This is a genomic window from Sharpea azabuensis DSM 18934, from assembly GCF_000702165.1.
In the GTDB taxonomy this organism is placed as follows: Bacteria; Bacillota_I; Bacilli_A; order Erysipelotrichales; family Coprobacillaceae; genus Sharpea; species Sharpea azabuensis.
On the sequence record NZ_JNKU01000015.1, the window covers coordinates 29,433 to 48,570 of the forward strand.

Here is a 19,138-nt window from a genome sequence, read left to right on the forward strand (position 1 = left end):
TAAAACTGTTTGGAAGAAGGTCAAATATATGAATTATTGCAAAGCTATATTGTTTATAATTGGATATTTAACAATAATCTATATCATAGGAACAGCAATAGGTGCAAAATACAGTGCACCTAGAAGATTTATTTATGGTTATTTACTAAATACATTTATTGTTTCAGCTGCTGGCATCTTTACACAAATGTTTGCAATTAATTGGTATATTTACTACTATTTTGTTTTAATTGTTGATTTGTTGATGCTTATTGCATCGATTTATAAAATACGTAGAGATGGCATTATATTATTCGATGGTGGTTTTCGTAGTTTTGTTTCAAATTATTGGTTTCTCATTCTAGTTGCCCTTATTGCCACTAGTTTAGTTGCAATCTATAATTTTGAACTTTGGGATAATAATACTACTGATGATGCTTATTATTTAGCAAGGATGGCGTATTACCCATATATAAAGAATCCGTATTCTATCGATCCAACTACAGGGTTCCCATCTGTACATAAAATAATTGATTTACGAAATTTTACGAGCTTTGAAATTGAAGCATCTGTATATATCTACTTCTTAAAAATATATTCAACGTTATTTGCCCGTGGAGTAATGTCTTTTATTAACTACTTTATTTTCTCAGTAAGTATATATGCCTTTGTTGAAAAAGTAATAGAAGTATCTGGATTAGAAGTTCGTCGCCAAAATATTCAATACTATTCCATTATCATGCTGTTACTTTGTTTTGAAACAGCTCAATTAGCAATCCATGGAATAATTGATATTCGAGATGGTTGGATGATAAACCATGCCATGTATTTTGGCGCTTCACTTATTCGTTCAGTTGGCTTTATTTGGTTATTAATCCCTGTTTTAGAGTTTGAAGAAGATAAGAAAAAATCAATTCTATTATTTGTGATTATGGCATTTGTTCTGCTGGCCAAATCTACTGTTGTTATTCCTATTATAGCTGTTGTCGGTATTGTTGGTCTTGCATATCATCTAATATTAATGAAAGATAAACGTATACTGATTTATGTAGTTCTATTAATTTTATTTAGTTTTTTATTAGGAAACAACTGGCAAAATAGTTTAACTAATTATACTGATGGGGTTTATTATAATCATCTATACGATAATCTCAAATCACCAATTATTATTATATTTGAAGTTTGCATATTATTTATTGCTTTCATAAGAAGAAAGAAATATTTGAAAACAAATATTCTTTTTGCTTTAATTTGCATAATGTTTATAATACCTCCATTGAATAATATAATTGAAAAAACATCGGTGTATGCATTTGTTGATAAGCGTGCTGTTTCTGCTTTTACAATGCTTATTGTTTTATATGCTTGTATTTTAGTATTAAATGAAGTGTTTATATATATTACAAGTATTTTCAAAAATGTTTTAGTTAGAAATATTGGTTTTACCCTATTATCTATAATAATTGCTTTATCATCAGCCTTGACAGTTGATAAATCACTCAACAATATTAAACAAGATTTAATTGTATTTAAGAATAATCGCTATTTGGCACCATCATTTATAATTGACTTAGCTGATGACTTGAATGATATAAGTAAGCAAACACAAAAACAATTAACCATTCTTACACCACAATTTGTTTCAGCCCAGCAAGATTATCATCAAAGATGGTATAATCGAAAAAAAGAGATCCCTAATATTGCGTTGGCTGGTTCAATAAGACAATTTGCACCAACAGTTCGTGTTCCATTTGCAAGAAATGGTGATGACACTTTGTTTGAAAAATATAGTGCATTTCTTTTCTATCCAAATAAAAAGAATTTTAATACCTTTATACATGTACAAAGAAAATCAGAAGTGAATTGTATTGTTATGTGGAATAAAAAGGGAGATAGATTATTAAAAGATAGTGGTTTTAAACGTTATAAAAATAAAGTATCTTCGCAGTATTGTATCTTGTATATCTATTATAAATAGCGCATATTATTACGTATATATTGTATATAGCTTTACAAATATAATAAAGTTTCTTGTGAGTTTCTATCTATCAGTTTTATATTATTCTATTAGCATAGCAAAATTAGATAAATATAATTCCTTTTGCGCAAGTCAACTCCTGTTTTGATGAACGTGAATAGGTAAAACAATGCATTTAAGAAAGGAATAGCAGAAGATGAAGAAAGTATTAATCATAGGAGGTAATGGATTCATAGGATCCAATCTCTCGAACTGTCTAATTAAGCATAAATATGAAGTTTATTCATTTGATATCCAATTACCAAGATTAAAAGTTGATGATGTGAACTATATAGTTGGTGATTTCTTTGATGATGAATGTCTTGAAAAAGCTATAACTGGTATGGATGTAATAATTCACTCACTAAGTACAGTTAATCCAGGAAATTCTAATGAGAGATTCATGCAAGGTTATTCAAGAGATTTTGTACAGAGTGTAAAGCTATTCGATATGTGTATAAAGAAAAATATTAAAGTAATATTCTTATCATCAGGCGGTACAGTCTACGGCATACAGGACGAACAGCCAATTAAAGAAACTGCATTGCCAGCACCAATTAATCATTATGGAGCAGTGAAACTTTGTATTGAAAATGTTATGAGGACTTTTAATATACAACTTCATACAAAAATGTTAATAGCACGTATCTCTAACCCATACGGGCCAGGTCAAGATTTTCATAAAGGTGTAGGCTTTGTAGATGCATCTTTAAAGAAAACACTTAGAAATGAAACGATTGAAATATGGGGGGATGGAAACGTTGTTAGAGACTATATATATATTGAAGATGTATGCGAGATGTTATGTTCACTTATCGAATATGATGGTGATGAAGAAGTCTTTAATTTAAGTAGTAACGAAGGAATGAGTCTAAATGATATTATTGAGGAAATTAAGTTATTAGGCTTAAACCCCAATGTTGTTTATAAACCCGCAAGAAGTGTTGATGTTCCAAAAGTTATTCTGGATAACTCGAAAATTATGAAAGTTCACAGTATGAAAATACGCACCTTTAGAGAAGGATTAAAGTTGTTTTATCATCACTTGGTAAAATAATTTTTAGATTATTAGAGGAAACAATAATTTTAAGTAAAGAATATTGAGTTCCGATAATTATTTATTGTTTTGATTGTATTGACCATGACGTTTCGTCATGGTTTTTATTATAGTTGTAATACTTCATGTGAAGAAAGAAGGAGAATAGACGCTATGAAGGGAATTATTCTTGCAGGTGGGTCTGGTACGAGACTTTACCCATTGACAATGGTAACGAGTAAACAGCTCTTGCCTATTTATGACAAACCAATGATTTATTATCCATTATCAATCATGATGCAGGCAGGTATTAAAGAGATTCTTATTATTTCTACACCAGCTGATACACCAAGATTTGAAGAGCTTTTAGGTGACGGTCATCAGTTTGGTATTCACTTGCAATATAAGGTACAGCCTAGTCCTGATGGCTTAGCTCAAGCATTCATTCTTGGTGAAGAATTCATCAATGGTGATAGCTGTGCTATGATCCTTGGTGATAATATCTTCCATGGTCATGGCCTTACAAAACGTTTAAGGGCTGCAGCTAATAGAGAAACAGGAGCTACAGTATTTGGTTATTATGTTGATGATCCTGAGAGATTTGGTATTGTTGAGTTTGATGATGAAGGTAAGGCTATTTCTATTGAAGAAAAGCCAGCACATCCTAAATCAAACTACGCTGTTACAGGACTTTACTTTTATGACAAGAACGTTGTAGAATACGCAAAGCAGATCAAGCCTAGTGCACGTGGTGAACTAGAAATTACTGATTTAAATAATATCTACTTACAAAAAGGTCAATTGAATGTAGAATTATTAGGACAGGGATTTACATGGCTTGATACAGGCACACATGAAAGCTTAGTTGATGCGACAAACTTCGTTAAGACAGTTGAGCAGCATCAACATCGTAAGATTGCTTGCTTAGAAGAAATTGGTTATAGAAATGGCTGGATCACTAAGGAAGACTTACTGAAAGCTTATGAACCTTTAAAGAAGAACCAGTATGGTGCTTATTTGAAGGATATTATTGATGGTAAATATATTGATTAAGAGGAGAAATAAAATGAAAATTATTGTTACTGGTGGAGCTGGATTTATTGGATCTAACTTTGTATTCCATATGCTTAAAGAACATCCTGATTATGATATTATCTGTCTTGATAAGTTAACTTATGCAGGTAACTTATCAACACTTGCATCAGTTATGGATAACCCACACTTCAAGTTTGTAAAGCTAGATATCTGTGATAGAGAAGGCGTATATAAGCTATTTGAAGAAGAACATCCAGATATCGTTGTAAACTTTGCAGCTGAATCACATGTTGATAGAAGTATTGAAAACCCAGAAATCTTCTTACAGACAAACATTATTGGTACGGCTACATTAATGGATGCATGTAGAAAATATGGCATTAAGAGATATCATCAGGTATCTACTGATGAAGTCTATGGTGATCTTCCATTAGATCGTCCTGACTTGTTCTTTACAGAAAACACACCAATTCATACATCAAGCCCATATTCATCATCTAAGGCTGGTGCTGACTTATTAGTACTTGCATATCATAGAACATATGGCCTTCCTGTTACTATTTCTAGATGTTCTAATAACTATGGACCATATCACTTCCCAGAAAAGCTTATTCCATTAATGATCATCAACGCATTACATGACAAACCATTACCAGTCTATGGTGAAGGTAAGAATGTACGTGACTGGTTATATGTTGAAGATCATTGTAAGGCTATTGACTTAATCATTCATAAGGGTAAAGTTGGTGAAGTTTATAATGTTGGTGGTCATAACGAAAAGACAAATATTGAAATCGTTAAGATTATCTGTAAGGAATTAGGTAAACCTGAATCACTTATTACACATGTAGAAGATAGAAAGGGTCATGATATGAGATATGCGATTGATCCTACAAAGATTCATAATGAATTAGGATGGTTACCAGAAACTAAGTTTGAAGATGGTATTAAGAAGACTATTCAGTGGTACTTAGATAATAAGGAATGGTGGGAAAATATTATTTCAGGTGATTATCAGAATTACTATCAAGAAATGTACGGACATAGAAAGGAAGTCAAGTAATGAAAGTATTTGTTACTGGTGTTGCTGGCCAGCTAGGTCATGATGTCATGAATGAGCTGTCTAAAAGAGGCTATGAGGGTGTAGGAACTGACTTAGCACCTGAATATTCTGGTGTTCAGGACAACAGTCCTGTTACCAAGATGCCTTATGTTTCACTGGACATTACTGATGCATCTGCTGTAGAAGCAACAATTAAAGAAGTCAATCCCGATGTCATCATTCATTGTGCTGCCTGGACTGCAGTAGATATGGCTGAAGATGATGACAAGGTAGAAAAGGTAAGAGCTATTAATGCTGGTGGTACACAAAATATTGCCAACATTGCAAAAGAACTAGATGCAAAGATGGTTTATATCTCAACTGACTATGTCTTTGATGGACAAGGTGAACAACCATGGGAACCAGATTGTAAAGATTACAAACCACTCAATGTTTATGGACAAACAAAATTAGAAGGTGAATTGGCAGTAGCCAATACACTTGATAAGTACTTTATTGTTCGTATTGCATGGGTATTTGGTTTGAATGGCAAGAACTTCATTAAGACAATGTTGAATGTGGCAAAAACACATGACACAGTCAAGGTTGTCAATGATCAAATTGGTACACCAACATATACATATGATTTAGCTAGATTATTAGTAGATATGGTTGAAACTGATAAGTATGGCTATTATCATGCAACTAATGAAGGTGGCTATATTTCTTGGTATGACTTTACTAAGGAAATCTATAGACAGGCAGGTCTTGATACTAAGGTGCTTCCTGTGACAACTGCTGAATATGGTCTCTCTAAAGCAGCACGTCCATTCAACAGCAGACTTGATAAGTCTAAGCTCGTAGAAAATGGCTTTACACCATTACCTACATGGCAGGATGCCCTGTCAAGATACTTAAAAGAAATCAAAGAATAAGAGTTACCTGCAGGTAACTCTTTCACAATGTAGAAAGAAGGATTAAATTATGGGACAGATTAAAGTAGAAAAGAATGTAGGCGGTATTGAAGGCTTACATGTCATCACACCAGCTGTACATGGTGATGATCGTGGTTATTTCACAGAAACATATAATCAAAGAGATATGCATGAAGCAGGCTTAGATATGGTCTTTGTACAGGATAATGAATCCTATTCAACAAAGGGCGTATTAAGAGGCTTACATTTCCAGAAACAATATCCACAAGGAAAATTAGTAAGAGTTGTAAAAGGTTCTGTATTTGATGTAGCTGTAGACTTAAGAGCCAACTCTAAGACTTATGGTAAGTGGTATGGTGTAGAACTAACTGAAGATAACCATAAACAGTTCTATATATCAGAAGGCTTTGCCCATGGTTTCTTAGTATTAAGTGATGAAGCTAAGTTCTGTTATAAAGTGACTGATTTCTGGCATCAGGGTGATGAAAGTGGTCTTGCCTGGAATGATCCTGAAATTGGTATTGTATGGCCTCATCTTGTTGGTGAATACAAGGGTACTGCAGATCCTTCATCATACAAGCTTGATGATGGTACTGAACTTAACTTCTCAGATAAAGATAAGCTTTGGTTACCATTAAAGGATACATTTAAATTTTAGAAGTGCTAAAAGAAGTCTTTCATATAAGGCTTCTTTTTAATAACTTCTAAAATAATGAATTTCGTGTATAATAGGAAACGAGAAAGCAGCATAACCAGCATACAATGGAGGTAATTATGAATATCGCATTAATATTTGCAGGTGGCAAGGGTACACGCATGGGAGCTAGCTTACCTAAACAATTTTTAAAAATCAACGGTAAAGAAATATTATTTCATACAATAGATTTATTTCAAAAGAACAGCTCTATTGATAAAATTTATGTTTCAACAATAGATAGTTTTATAGATCATGTCAAAGAAGAAGTAGAAGTGGGGCATTACACTAAAGTAGTTGACGTTATTTGTGGAGGAGATTCAGCACAAGATACCATTTATAAACTTCTAATGAGGGCAAAACAAGACAATGCTGGTGATTCTATTGTTTTGTTGCATGATGGTGTCAGACCTTTTGTGGCAAGTAATGTTATCGAAAAAAATATAGAGAGTGTAAAACAGTATGGTAATGCAATAACGTCTTTTCCAGCATATGAAACAGTTATGATTGCACAAGACGATAATGTAGTAAATGATGTAACAATAAGAGAACATACCTATCTTGGACAGGCACCACAGAGTTTCTACCTTGATGATATTATTGCTGCTCATGACCAAATAAGAAAAAGACCAGAAGGCTATAAAGATATGGTAGATGCTGCTACAATAGTAAGAACAATTGGTGGTAAAACACATCTTGTAAGAGGAAATCGTGGAAATATTAAGATAACAACGCCAGAAGATGTTTATACATTTAGAGCATTCTTACAATATCGTGAGGATAAAGAAACATTTGGTTTGGAATTATAGGAGCTTAAAATGGATTATTTATTTTTAAAGAATAAAAGAATTATTATTACTGGAGCAACAGGATTGATTGGCAAATCATTAGTTAAGAAGTTAAATGATGTCAATCATGCATATCAGCTTAATTTACAAATTCTAGCAGTTGTTCGTAATGAAACAAAGGCTAAGAAGCTTTTTGCAGAATATTCTTGTGTGGAATATATAGTGTCAGATATTCTTGAGTTAAATGCGGAGGATTATCGTGCTGACTATTTTATTCATGCAGCAAGTATGACATCTAGTAAAGCTTTTGTTGAAAAACCAATAGAAACATTAGAAACAGCTATTGAAGGAACAAAGAATGCATTAAAGCTTGCAAAGAAGAATAATGTTAAAGCATTTGTATATCTTTCTAGTATGGAAGTTTATGGAGCTCCACAAACTGATGAAAAGATTAATGAAACACATTCAACCAATATTGATACTATGCAAGTTAGAAGCTGTTATCCTGAAAGTAAACGTATGTGTGAAAATATTTGTGTTTCATATGGGAAAGAATATGGATTACCAGTTCGTATACTTCGCTTAACACAAACATTTGGGCCAGGTGTCGAATATAACGATGGACGTGTTTTTGCAGAATTTGCAAGATGTGCGATTGAGGGGAAAGATATTATCTTACATACAAAAGGTCTTACAAAACGTTCATACCTTTATACTGAGGACTGTGTTGAAGCCATCCTTATAACGTTAAGCAATGGGCATGACTTTGAAGCATATAATGTTGCCAATGAAGAAACATACTGTACTATTTATGGCATGGCTAAGTTATGCGCAAAACTAAGTAGATATCCTATTAAAGTTAAGATTGAAGAGGAAGATATTAGCCAGCATGGTTATGCTCCTGTATTACATATGAATTTGGATACTAAGAAAATCCAAACGATTGGATGGAAGCCATCATTTAATCTACAAGAAATGTTTATAAATCTTATAGATTATATGAAAAAATAATTGGAAAATAATACCTTTGTGATATAGTGAAATAAATTTGAAAAGGAGTTATGTATGTTAAAAACGCTTATTATTATTCCTGCCTATAATGAGGCGCTCAATATTAAGAATACAATTGAAGATATAAAAGAAAATGCTCCTGATGTTGATTATATTGTTGTAAACGATGGATCAAAGGATGATACACTCGAAAAATTAAATTTATATAATTATAACTATATTAATGGCTTCCAAAATCAAGGATTATTTGGTGCGGTACAAACTGGCTTTAAATGGGCACTTTATAACGATTATGATGTAGCAATTCAGTTTGATGGGGATGGCCAGCATTCTGCACTTTATATTAAAGACCTAGTTAAAGCAATAGAAGAAGGCAATAATATCTCAATAGGCTCACGATTTGTCAATGAGAAGAAGCCATTAACGCCAAGAATGCTTGGTAGTCGTTTGATTACCTTTGCAATAAAACTAATGACTGGAAAAAGAATCAATGACCCAACAAGTGGATTTAGAGCATATGATCGTAGTTGTATTGAACATTATGCGAATGATATGAATAATCCTCCTGAACCAGATACACTTGTATGTATGCTAAAAAATGGGAAGAAGATAAAAGAAGTTCAAGTCACAATGAGTGAAAGAGAATATGGTGAATCATATTTAAATCCAATTAATTCAATTAAATATATGGTTACTCAGCTTATTTCAATATTTCTTATCCAGTCCTTTAGAAAGGTAGGTAAATAATGTGAGTTTATTACAACAAATTGTTTTTATTTTTGCGAGTTTATTTACTTTTGCTTTTATTATTAAAAAAATTACTAGAAATAATCTCGCTATATCTGATTCTATTGTATGGATTTTATGGTCATTATTTTTACTTATTATCAGTATTTTTCCACAAATACCAACAGTAATCTCAAGAGTTTTAGGGTTTAGATCAGTTAGTAATTTTATTTTTACAATGTTTATTTTTTTTATGTATATCATGCTTTTTTATCAAACTATTCTTATTTCGCAGCTAAAAGGTAAAAATAGGGATCTCGTTCAAAAACTAAGTATTAAAGATTACCAGGAATATCTTGATAAAAAGGAAAATAAAAAGAAGTAAGTACTTGAAACCACGTTATTGCTATCATCATTATTTTATTAATAACTGATTCTGGTCTATTGAAATTAATCATAGAAATTGAACATTTTTTGAAGGTAGGGAGTGGAAACTATGAAACAAATAGAATCAAATGAGATTCAGCCAATACTATTAAACTTACTTAAGCAATTTAAGAAATATGCAACGCAGCATGAATTTGAATTTTTGCTTTGTGGTGGGAGTTTATTAGGTGCTGTAAGACATGAAGGTTTTATCCCTTGGGATGACGATATTGATCTTCATATTACAAAGGATACATTTGAGAAATTAATGGCACTAACTAAAGAAAATCCTTATATAGATGAAGAAAAGCGTTATAAGATTATAGCACCTGGAAATAAAGATTACATATATCCATATTTCAAATTAATAGATACAAAAACAATTCTTTACGAAGAAAATATAAAAAAGAGATATGCTGTGGGAGTATGGATTGATATATTTTGTTTATCATACCTTCCAGAAAACGATGAAGAATATTTGCCTTTATTTAATAAACAGCAACATTATAAAAAAATTAATAAATTTTTAATTGCAGGTGATTTCGCAAGTCCTGCTTTAAGATTTTTTTCACCAATTTTAAGACTTATTCAAAAGCTCCTTAATGTCTTTGGAATAACAAGCTCATGGTGCTCAAAAAAAATACTTTCATTAGATACTTTAAAATCAAGTAATATTATTGGTAATATTCATTGGCCATCTTCTACTAGAGATCGTTTTGAGAAAAATTGGTTTGATAGAACTGTGGAACTTCAATTTGAAGATGATGTATATTTAGCACCAATCGAATATGATAAAGTTCTGAAAACATTATATGGTGATTATATGAAACTTCCTCCTGAAAAAGATCGAGTAATGCATTCTTTTGAGGCATATTATGTTGAATAGAAATCAAGTCGCTGTTGTCATGAGTACATATAATGGTGAAAAATATATTCGTGAACAAATAAATTCTATTTTGACTCAAGAAGATGTGGATATTCATCTCTTTATTAGAGATGATGGTTCAAAAGATAGTACATTATCAATAATAAAAGAATTTGATATGAAATACGCAAATATTCACTTAATGCTAGATGGACAAAATTTAGGACCAGCAGTGAGTTTTATGCATTTACTCTATCAAATTAACGGTTATGATTATTATGCTTTTGCTGATCAGGATGATATTTGGAAAAAGAGAAAAATGATAACAGGTATTCAAAGAATACAAAGTAAGGATGAACCAGCATTGTATTGCTCCAATCAAATACTCTATATCGATGGAAAAGAAACAGGGTATCGATTTGAATCTGCACCACCAACAGACTATTTAAGTACTCTTTTTGCTAATAAAATCTCAGGATGCACAATGCTCTTCAATGATAAATTATTTCGTATTCTAGTCAATGAACAAAAACGTGTTTCAGATGAAATCTTGCGTTTAAGAATGCATGACACTTGGGTGATGCTTGTTGCGGATTTGATGGGGACGATAGTCTATGATAATGAATCTTATATAGATTATCGGATTCATTCAAACAATACAGTGGGAGTCAAAACAAAAAGTACTTTTGAAATAATAAAAACAACACTGAAACACCTTAACAATAAAAAAGCACTAGCTTGGCGTAGATGCACAGCAAATGAGATTATCAATAAACTTTCGATTAAAGATGAAAGAAAAAGAAAAACTATTGAAAAGCTTTCTAATGTATATACTTTGCATAATAAAATAGAGTTATTCAAAGATAAAGGAATTCTAGAAAAAAGTGGTTTATCAAAATATGTGTATTTCACGTATATTTTATTAGGATGGCTTTAGGAGAAGAATAATGAATATAGTAATTGAAGATATAGGTGGCTATGTAAGTATGCTTGTTCATCGCCATCGCTGGAAAAAGAAGTATGGAACTAATACCTACCCAACAAATATTTTCAAAATTCCATGTGTTAGCGTAGGAAAAGGAACTTATGGACCAATTAAAGCTATAACTTCAACATTAGAGGCAAAACTAATTATTGGAAATTACTGTTCAATAGCTGAAGGAGTAACATTTGTCGTGAGCTCTGATCATCCAACAAACTATTTATCAACATTTCCATTTAAAAAACGCATTATTCATAATGGTGATGATGCAGTTACTAAAGGAGATATTATTATAGGTGATGATGTTTGGATTGGAACAAATGCAATTATATTAAGTGGTGTAAAAATTGGTCAAGGAGCAGTTATAGCAGCAGGATCAGTAGTAACAAAAAATGTACCATCTTATTCAATTGTAGGAGGAGTACCAGCAAAGGTCATTAAGTATCGATTTGATCAACAGACAGTCAATAAATTGTTGACACTAGATTTAAGTAAACTTTCAAAAGAATCAATTATTAAATATGAAGAATTATTATATAAAAATGTTAATGATGTAGATATTGAGGAATATCAGAAAATACTTAATAGCAAATAGAGATTGTTGATTAGTGTAAAATAAAAATTAAGTAATAGATTATGGGGTTGTCTAGCATCAGCAAGTTATATCATTAAGAGTTTCAATAAGAACTTTATAGTTCAAAAAGAAAAATAATATACTCTTTAATGCGTAATAAAAGTAATCTCGTTAGTTGATATTTTGCTTAACATATATAGTGACTATTCATAACGAGCTGGTAAAGCGGATCATTACAGTATTGATACATATAGGATAGGATAAAGGATTGATAATACTTATGTTGAATAAGCATAAAGTTAATTATATAATGTGTGAAAAAATAGATGGGGAAAACTATGAGTAATGAAATTCAATTATCACTATGCATACCTACTAATGGTATACTCGAATGGGTTAAACCAGTATTAGACAGTATTTATAGTGAAGAAAAGCCAATTGCTAAATTTGAAGTTATTGTTACAGATAATGGGAATAATGAAAAATTTTATGAATTTATGAAAAATTATTCCAAAGCACATGACAATTTAATTTATAGAAAAACAAATGCTGTACAATTTAATAATCAAATTGAAGCATTCAAATTGGCTTCAGGAAAGCTGATTAAATTTATTAATCATAGAAAAGTGCTATTACCAGGTTCATTGAACTACTTATTGGAGTTTGTGGAGAAATATCAATCTTCAAAACCGTTTGTATATTTTTTAGAAGATGATAATGCAGGAGTATATGAAAACTTTGATTCGTTCGTTTCTGGTTTGTCATATTTTTCTAGTTATTCAGGCGGTATTGCTATGTGGCGAGATGATTTCATGAAAATAGATTTGAATAAACCATTCAATGTACTGTTTCCTCATACTGATATGCTTTTTAGTGCAAGAAAGAAAAAACAATATATTATTGATGGACATAGTATAACGAAAGATTTACCAACGGATGAAACAAAGAAAGGAAAATATAACTTATTTTTTGCCTTTGCGGTAGAATATCCATCTATAATTCTAGAATTATATAGAAATGGTGATATTACATACAAAACTTTAAAGAAAGTCAAAGAAGATAATTATGGTTTTTTATGCATGCTTTATTTAAACTATATCATTTTAAAGAAACCATGTTCCTACGACCTTCAAAACTATAAAGACAATTTACGAATTTATTATGGGAACAGGTTGATGCCAATAGAGGTATTCAAGACAGTTGTAAAAAAAAGTATGAATTTAATTAAAAGGAAAGTAAGAAAACATGGGAAATAACGAAATTAAATATAAAGGTAATGTTATAGCGCGAAATTCTATACTTTCTTTGGTCTATAAAGCTTTTAGTATGGGACTTTCCCTTATATCAGCACCACTTTTATTAGGTATCCTTGGGAATTATAAGTATGGTGTATATTCATCTGCGCTTTCAATTGTATCATGGATATATTATTTTGATCTCGGAATTGGTAACGGATTAAGATTTAAATTAACGGGATATTTAGCTAAAAATGATGAAGAAGGATCAAAGAAGACTGTAACAGTTGCATACGTTTTAGTAAGTGCAATTATGCTTATCGCTGTTATTTTTGTGATTGGCTTTCTATCTTTCTTTAGTGCAGATAAGTTTTTCAAAATCAACTCTATAGACGAAAATATCAATATAATACTGATTATTAGTTTTGCATTTGCAGGTTTGAATTTTATTCTTTCATTGGTTAATAATGTATTATTAGCAGTACAAGAGTCTAGTAAAGTAAACTTTTTTAGTTTGCTTGCTCAAGCTTTTTTTATCATCGGATTGCTTTTTTATAAAAAATGGGGAATTTCTTTAATATTACTTGTATCGATTGCAGAAGCTTGTTCACAAGCTATAAAAAATATTATAGAAACAATCTATGTGTATAAGAAATATCCTAATTTAAAGCCTAGCAGAAAAGCTATTGATTTTTCTTATTCAAATGGAATAATGTCATTTGGAATCAAAATGTTTGCATTGCAGATGTCAGCGCTCGTACTTAATTCAACTGATAATTTACTTATTTTAAAGCTTTTTGGTGCAGCAGCAGTTACACCATATAGTTTTTTATATAAGTATTTTGGAATGATAAACAACGTTTATGTCATATTAATCGGACCATTGATGTCAGCATATACGATGGCATTTGCTAAAAAGGACTATAAGTGGATTAAACTCACTTTTAAAAAATCAATGTTTTTATATGCCATTGTCTTTGTAGGAACAATAACTGCATTATTTGTTTTTAAGCCATTTGCAAAAATTTGGCTCCAAAAAGACTTGAATTTTGATAATAATCTTATTGTATTAACAGCAATATATTTCTTGATGTTGATGTTTAGTCATAATTTCTCAAGCTTCGTTAATGGGATTGGCGTTGTAAATGAGACAACTTTTGCAGTTATTATACAAGCTATTATTAATATTCCAGCATCAATATTCTTTGCAAAATACTGCTCAATGGGTGTAAATGGCATTATTATGGGATCAATAGTGAGTATGATTATATCAAATATTGTTTATCCGTATATCACAGTTCGAGAATTTAAAAAAATGAGCAAATAATACCAAACTGATGATGAGTGGTTGTACGGAATACTTGTAGTTGTTGTATAAAGATTATTTAATTGTCTATGTGTAGGTGTACAAAGTGAAAAAGAAACAAAATAAGTTTTTTATATTAGATCGAACAAATGAATTAACTGCAAAATCAAGATTTATCAATGTTATATGCTTTTTCGTATTAATTTTTTATAAGATAGTATATGTTTTTTGTAGGGCTAAAGATTATCCTAAAAAATATAATGTCTCTGTATGCGCAATTTTCAAAAATGAAGCTGCCTATTTAAAGGAATGGATAGAGTTTAATCATTTAATTGGAATAGAACACTTCTATTTATATAATAATAATTCAGATGACGATTATATGGAAGTTTTAGACCCATATATTAAAGATGGTCTTGTTACACTTGTACAATGGCCAAAGAATCAAGCACAAATTGAATCGTATAATCATTGCATTAGTCAATATAAAGATGAAAGTAAATGGATTGGTTTTATCGATATTGATGAATTTATTATACCTATTGCTAAAAATAGTATATATGAGCTCCTGAAGCCTTTTAATAACAAGAGAGGAGCCGTAAAACTCTATTGGAGAATGTTTGGTACATCTGGAAGAATGAAAAGAGATATGAATGGTTTAGTAACTGAGGATTTTACTGTATGCTGGCCAAAATACTATATTGTTGGAAAATGTTTTTATAATACAAATTTTAATTATGATAAAAATTATTCAAAGAATCGTTTTCTCCATCATAGTTTTTGGACACAATACAAAGGTATTAATTTACCACCTGTCAATTTGGAAGGGAATATTTCTTTTAAAGAATTTGATAGGATCAATACAAAAGAACAACCAGCTCAGATCAATCATTATTTTACAAAAACGTTTGAAGAATATAAGTTTAAGCGTTCTAGAGGGGATGTATTCTTTAAAATTAATCCTCATGATGAAGAGTATTTCTTCCTTCATGAAAATGAAAATGTAAGTGTGGATTTCACAGCATATAAATACATGATAAAATTGAAGGAAAAAATGAAAAGAATCTAAAATTTTTTATTTAATCTGTAATAAGAATTGACACAAGAGGGTGACGAAATGGCTAAAATCAGTGTCTTAATGGCGACATATAAAGAAAGAAAAGAGCATCTCTCAATAGCTATCGAATCAATCTTAAACCAGACATTTAAGGATTTTGAATTTATCATTATTTTAGATAATCCAGAGAATTCAGTACATATTGATTTGATAAAAGAGTATCAAAGAAAAGATGATAGAATAAAATTCTATATTAACGAAAAAAATATGGGTTTACCGAAGACATTAAATAAAGGTATTCAACTCGCATCGGGGCAATATTTGTGCAGAATGGATGCTGATGACATGTCAGAGAGCAATCGTCTTGAAAACCAATTAGATTACCTTTGTTCTAACGGATATGATTTGATTGGTGGTCTTTCAACAATGATAGATGAAGATGGAAATATAATTTACAAGATTAAATCAGTTCCAACAGATTTTAATAAAATAAAAAAAGCTTTAAAATATAATCAAGTAATCTCACATCCAACATGGTTTGGAAAAATTGAAGTCTTTAAATCATTAAATGGTTATAGATTGATTCCGCTTTGTGAAGACTATGATTTTACTTTAAGAGCTGTACTCAAAGGATATAAAGTTTCTAATCTTAATATTAATGTTCTCAATTATCGAATGACAAAAAACAGTGTTTCTCGATCAAATTTATATGAACAATATCTATATATGCGCTATATAACTAATCAATACAGTGATGGAAAAGTTGCTGATTTATCATTAGCAGGACAATATGTTAATCAACACAAAAATAAAAGAAAGTCTAATGCATATTTAAGATCGAATATGTATTTTAATGAAATGTTAAATAAATTAGAGCTAAAGCAGTATGGAAAATTTTGTATATTAGGTATTAAATTGATATTTTCGTCTAAAGATTATTTAAAGAAAATATATAGACTTTTACGCGTTTCGATGTATTCATAGGGGGCAAATAAATGGATAAAGTTGACATATTATTATCGATTTATAATCCAAATTTGGATTATCTTCGAGAACAGCTTATTTCGATAAACAATCAGACATATGCAAATATTGATTTATATGTTTATGATGATTGTATAGACAAAAGAACAAGCCAAAATTTTATAAATAAATATATAACAAACTATCCTATACACTTTTTGCCATATGAAGAGAATAATTTGGGTTATACTAAGGCATTCGAAAAATTAACAATTGCTTCAAAAGGGAAATATGTAGCATTTTGTGATCAAGATGATGTATGGCATAATGACAAAATTGAGAAATGTGTAAATGAATTGAAAAAAAGCCATGCATTAGTTGTTGCATCTGATAAATCAATTATCGATAAAGATGATAACATTATCATTCCATCTGTTAGAGCGGTAAGTAATAAAAATTATGACTCATGGAAAACAGGTGATGACATCATGAAGTATAATCTTGTAATTACTTTTGCTGTTGGAATGAGCATGGTTCTTGATGGTGACTTTGCTAGATCAATAGTTCCATTTAGCTCATATACCGGACATGACAAGTGGGCTCTTGCATGTGCTGCCATAGAGGGGATTGTTGCATTCATTGATGAGCCATTAGTTGATTATCGTAGACACGGTAATAATGTTAGTGGAATTCTTGTTGGGATTAACACGAAAGATGATTATTATAAAGCACGTATTAAACCAAATGAAAATGTTCTAAATGATTTAATTAAGAAATATGGAAATTTTCCTGATAAAAAAGAACTCCTTGATTTTATTGATGCTAGAAAAAAAGGCGATACAAAAAGACTTAAGAAGTATGAATATATTGCTCCAGACGTAGTGAAATTTGAGATTGTTATGTCAAGAATACCAAAGAAATTATTTCCAGTTTTTTTATTAACTGTGAGAAAAATAGCGAGTAGGAAGAAAAAATGAAGACCGCAGTTTTAATGTCAACTTATAATGGCGATGAATACGTAGAACAACAAATAGATAGTATTTATAAGCAATCATATCAAGATTTTGACTTGTATATTAGGGATGATGGATCAAATGAAGATTTTGTTAAATACTTAGAAAGTCTTCAAAAAAAGTATGATTTCCACTTTATAAAAGGGGAAAATATTGGCTTTTTAAAAAGTTTTATGGAACTGTTAAAAGAAGTTAATGGGTATGATTTTTATTCATTTGCTGATCAAGATGATGTATGGTATCCTGAAAAATTACAGAAATCAATTGAATGGTTGTCTCAAAATAAACAAGATATTCCACTACTCTACCATTGTGCATATCATACAGGGGAAGATGTTAATAATAAATCAAATATTTATTATCATCCTGATTCTAAATACTGTTTTAAGAAATGTATGACAACTAACTATTATTCTGGTTTTGCTATGGTAGTTAATAATGAGCTTAGAATGTTAATGTTAAAAGGTGATGTTGAGAAAATAACATATCATGATTGGTGGGCTGGTATGATTGCAGTAGGAATTGGTAAATATCATTTTGATAACATCCCTCTTGCCTTCCATATTGACCACAAGACTAATGTTACTGCTTTTACTAATAAAAAGAGGGTAAAATGGTTTTTTCAAACATTACGTGCAGAATCTGAGATCCATAAACGTGCACTTGAATACAAAAAATGTTTTTACAATGATTTAACGAATGAAAACCAAAAGATTTTAAATCTTTTTGCAACTGAGCATTATTCATTAGTAAAATCATTAAAAAAGGCATTTTCATCAAATAAATGGCGTGATACAACATCATCAGATGTTGTAATGAGGATCTTAATGATATTAGGTAAAATATAGATTTTTCATGAAATAATGAGAAGCAACATATCATTATTTTGTTGAATATTTGTTTTTATTTGGAATTAGCTTATAAATACAAGCACTTATACCTTTTACTTATTTGTCATTTAAGAGTGCATGATTGTGTAGGTAAAGATCTTATTTGTACCCTTTCATTTTATTCCATCATACTTATGAGTGAGTCGGTGATAATATATGAATTTTGAAGAACGTGTTATAATTAATGAGTTTCATTTAAATGATACGGATGATCAGGTAATACAATACATTAGACATAATAAAAATCAGACTGTTGACAATCAAATGATTGTGGACAGTCTTTTTTTGGCGCTTTAAATAATCGTGGGGTTTGACGAATTTCGCTTTAAGAAATCGTGGGGTCTTAGCTGACAAATTTTAAATTCGCTTTAAAAAACTGTGGGGTCAGTATGCACCTGATGCATATGATTCCACAGTTTTTGTCCGTCCCCGTATTTTTAGATCATTGCTTTATTTCGCTTTTTGTTTTCTGCTGTTCAGTATCCTGTCAACAATATACAGGTCGCTAAAACCTGAATCATATTCGTTATGCAGATTCTGTGAAAACATGATTTTGTTTCTTGC

General features: G+C 30.5%; 19 protein-coding genes and 1 pseudogene. All 20 read left to right on the plus strand.

Annotated features, from left to right (window positions below):
• The first annotated feature begins 28 nt into the window (after positions 1-28).
• Positions 29-1,957, plus strand: a complete 1,929-nt coding sequence (locus tag T529_RS0104555) for a hypothetical protein (protein ID WP_033162434.1) — start codon at positions 29-31, stop codon at positions 1,955-1,957.
• Between the two features lie 196 nt (positions 1,958-2,153).
• A complete protein-coding gene (locus T529_RS0104560) occupies positions 2,154-3,053 on the plus strand; it encodes an NAD-dependent epimerase/dehydratase family protein (protein ID WP_033162435.1) in 900 nt (299 codons plus the stop codon).
• Positions 3,054-3,206: 153 nt separating this feature from the next.
• Positions 3,207-4,085 carry a glucose-1-phosphate thymidylyltransferase RfbA gene (gene rfbA / locus T529_RS0104565; protein ID WP_033162436.1) on the plus strand — a complete coding sequence of 293 codons (879 nt, stop codon included), beginning with the start codon at positions 3,207-3,209 and terminating at the stop codon, positions 4,083-4,085.
• A gap of 13 nt (positions 4,086-4,098) precedes the next feature.
• Entirely contained in the window at positions 4,099-5,130 is a 1,032-nt protein-coding gene (rfbB, locus tag T529_RS0104570) for a dTDP-glucose 4,6-dehydratase (protein WP_033162437.1), read from the plus strand.
• Entirely contained in the window at positions 5,130-6,044 is a 915-nt protein-coding gene (gene rfbD, locus T529_RS0104575; protein WP_033162438.1) for a dTDP-4-dehydrorhamnose reductase, read from the plus strand. The genes rfbB and rfbD overlap by 1 nt, the downstream gene beginning before the upstream one ends.
• 49 nt (positions 6,045-6,093) lie before the next feature.
• Positions 6,094-6,702, plus strand: coding sequence for a dTDP-4-dehydrorhamnose 3,5-epimerase (gene rfbC / locus T529_RS0104580; RefSeq protein WP_033162439.1), 609 nt, complete (start codon positions 6,094-6,096; stop codon positions 6,700-6,702).
• A 116-nt stretch (positions 6,703-6,818) separates the two neighbouring features.
• The gene (locus tag T529_RS0104585; RefSeq protein WP_033162440.1) at positions 6,819-7,547 is read left to right on the plus strand and encodes an IspD/TarI family cytidylyltransferase; all 729 of its coding nucleotides are present in this window, start codon (positions 6,819-6,821) and stop codon (positions 7,545-7,547) included.
• Between the two features lie 9 nt (positions 7,548-7,556).
• Positions 7,557-8,537: an NAD-dependent epimerase/dehydratase family protein gene (locus T529_RS0104590; protein WP_033162441.1), complete on the plus strand. Its 981-nt coding sequence runs from the start codon at positions 7,557-7,559 to the stop codon at positions 8,535-8,537.
• Positions 8,538-8,591: 54 nt separating this feature from the next.
• The gene (locus tag T529_RS0104595; protein ID WP_033162442.1) at positions 8,592-9,284 is read left to right on the plus strand and encodes a glycosyltransferase family 2 protein; all 693 of its coding nucleotides are present in this window, start codon (positions 8,592-8,594) and stop codon (positions 9,282-9,284) included.
• A gap of 1 nt (position 9,285) precedes the next feature.
• Complete coding sequence (locus T529_RS0104600) at positions 9,286-9,648, plus strand: DUF2304 domain-containing protein (RefSeq protein ID WP_033162443.1); 363 nt, start codon at positions 9,286-9,288, stop codon at positions 9,646-9,648.
• Between the two features lie 111 nt (positions 9,649-9,759).
• On the plus strand, positions 9,760-10,575 hold the full coding sequence (locus T529_RS0104605; protein WP_033162444.1) for a LicD family protein: 816 nt from the start codon (positions 9,760-9,762) through the stop codon (positions 10,573-10,575).
• Entirely contained in the window at positions 10,565-11,491 is a 927-nt protein-coding gene (locus tag T529_RS0104610) for a glycosyltransferase family 2 protein (protein ID WP_051646852.1), read from the plus strand. Before T529_RS0104605 ends, T529_RS0104610 begins: the two co-directional genes overlap by 11 nt.
• A 316-nt stretch (positions 11,492-11,807) precedes the next feature.
• Positions 11,808-11,988 (plus strand): annotated as a pseudogene (locus T529_RS13725) (DapH/DapD/GlmU-related protein); the annotation flags it as partial.
• 460 nt (positions 11,989-12,448) lie between these two features.
• A complete protein-coding gene (locus T529_RS0104620) occupies positions 12,449-13,366 on the plus strand; it encodes a glycosyltransferase (RefSeq protein ID WP_033162445.1) in 918 nt (305 codons plus the stop codon).
• Positions 13,356-14,672, plus strand: a complete 1,317-nt coding sequence (locus T529_RS0104625; protein WP_033162446.1) for a lipopolysaccharide biosynthesis protein — start codon at positions 13,356-13,358, stop codon at positions 14,670-14,672. The genes T529_RS0104620 and T529_RS0104625 overlap by 11 nt, the downstream gene beginning before the upstream one ends.
• Before the next feature lie 85 nt (positions 14,673-14,757).
• Entirely contained in the window at positions 14,758-15,720 is a 963-nt protein-coding gene (locus T529_RS0104630) for a glycosyltransferase family 92 protein (RefSeq protein ID WP_033162447.1), read from the plus strand.
• 48 nt (positions 15,721-15,768) lie between these two features.
• Positions 15,769-16,692, plus strand: a complete 924-nt coding sequence (locus T529_RS0104635; RefSeq protein ID WP_033162448.1) for a glycosyltransferase — start codon at positions 15,769-15,771, stop codon at positions 16,690-16,692.
• 11 nt (positions 16,693-16,703) lie between these two features.
• On the plus strand, positions 16,704-17,648 hold the full coding sequence (locus tag T529_RS0104640; protein WP_051646853.1) for a glycosyltransferase: 945 nt from the start codon (positions 16,704-16,706) through the stop codon (positions 17,646-17,648).
• A complete protein-coding gene (locus T529_RS12515; protein WP_051646854.1) occupies positions 17,645-18,532 on the plus strand; it encodes a glycosyltransferase in 888 nt (295 codons plus the stop codon). The genes T529_RS0104640 and T529_RS12515 overlap by 4 nt, the downstream gene beginning before the upstream one ends.
• 198 nt (positions 18,533-18,730) lie before the next feature.
• Positions 18,731-18,871: a hypothetical protein gene (locus tag T529_RS13255; RefSeq protein WP_162172988.1), complete on the plus strand. Its 141-nt coding sequence runs from the start codon at positions 18,731-18,733 to the stop codon at positions 18,869-18,871.
• Positions 18,872-19,138: the final 267 nt, after the last annotated feature.